The 1,178-nt window shown below is 42.7% G+C and carries 1 protein-coding gene; it reads right to left on the bottom strand.

What is annotated here, in order from left to right:
- Nucleotides 1–891: S-layer homology domain-containing protein (locus GC098_RS31495; RefSeq protein ID WP_171647663.1), on the bottom strand; the 891-nt coding region annotated here is incomplete at its 3' end.
- Nucleotides 892–1,178 lie beyond the last annotated feature (287 nt).

Genomic DNA, 1,178 nt, shown 5'->3' with positions numbered 1-1,178 from the left:
TGTTGCTGTTGTTTTATCAACACCAGCTGCATCTAAACCGGAAAGTGTTGCTGTGTAGCTGCCTTCGCTTACTTTAACATCAGTCAATGTCAGTACAGCGGATTTTTTATCATCAGCGAATTTGACAGTAGTTGCGATATCAGCAGTACCTTTTGTCAAAGCAACTGTTGCTTTTGCTGTATCTACGGGTTTGTTGAAGTTTACTGTTACTTGTTGTACGCCAGTTGCTTTCGCTTCTGTTACCGATACTTTACCAGCTGGTACGTATTGTTGTTTTGCTTCGTATGCGCCGCTCACTAGAAGATCGCGAGTTGCGTTAGCCATGCCGCCGAATGTACCGTCAGTGCCGTTAGAAAGAAGTTTCAATTCAAGTGCCAAAGCAACATAACCTTGTGCCCAACCAGAAACGGTTGTGTCTGTACCTGTTTTGCCTTTTGCTGCTGCATCTTGACCAAGAACACGCACCAAGAAAGTAGCCAGTTGTTCTTTTGTTACTTTACCAGCCGGGTTGTATTGACCTTCCGCATAGCCATCAGTAACGCCTGCAGTTTTCAAAGCTTCGATGTAAGGAAGTGCATAACCATTTGCTGCGTCGGTTACACTAACGTCAGAGAAAGTGGAAGTTTGCAAGTCTTTGTTTACTTCCAGACCCATGATCAATGCCGCTACTTTCGCGAATTGTGCACGGTTCATTTCGTCTTTCAGACCGAAAGTTGTGTCAGTCACACCGTCAAAAATACCAGCAGAGATCATCGCATCGAACTTTGCTTTTGTAGCTGCATCCAGGTCTTTCAAGTCTGTAAAGTCAGCAGACGTTTTAGCGAATGCTAGGGACGAGAACATGGAAAGAGCCATAGCGGATGTAAGAACTACGGATAATGTTTTCTTCATAAAAGTTTGTTTCCTCCTAATATTATGAAAGTTTTTTTGTTATAAAAACTTATAACCAACGGGGCGACTTTTGAATCTCGGCATGATTCTATGTAGCTTCGCGTCTATCACCTTGGCTACATGAATTAGTATACGATACTCTATCAGCTATTTCATTGATAAGTATTTTCCAGTGAGCTGTAGCCTACATATAAAGAAAGAAGGCCCTCGCGGGCCTTCTTAGCTTGTATTAGTTAACCAAAGTCGTAACGGACTTGCCATTTGCAATAGCCTTGATGTTGAACTCA

The organism is Paenibacillus phytorum, assembly GCF_013141715.1.
Classification (GTDB): Bacteria; Bacillota; Bacilli; order Paenibacillales; family NBRC-103111; genus Paenibacillus_E; species Paenibacillus_E phytorum.
The sequence above is the reverse complement of the archived record's forward strand: the minus strand, read 5'-3'. Positions and strand labels throughout refer to the sequence as shown.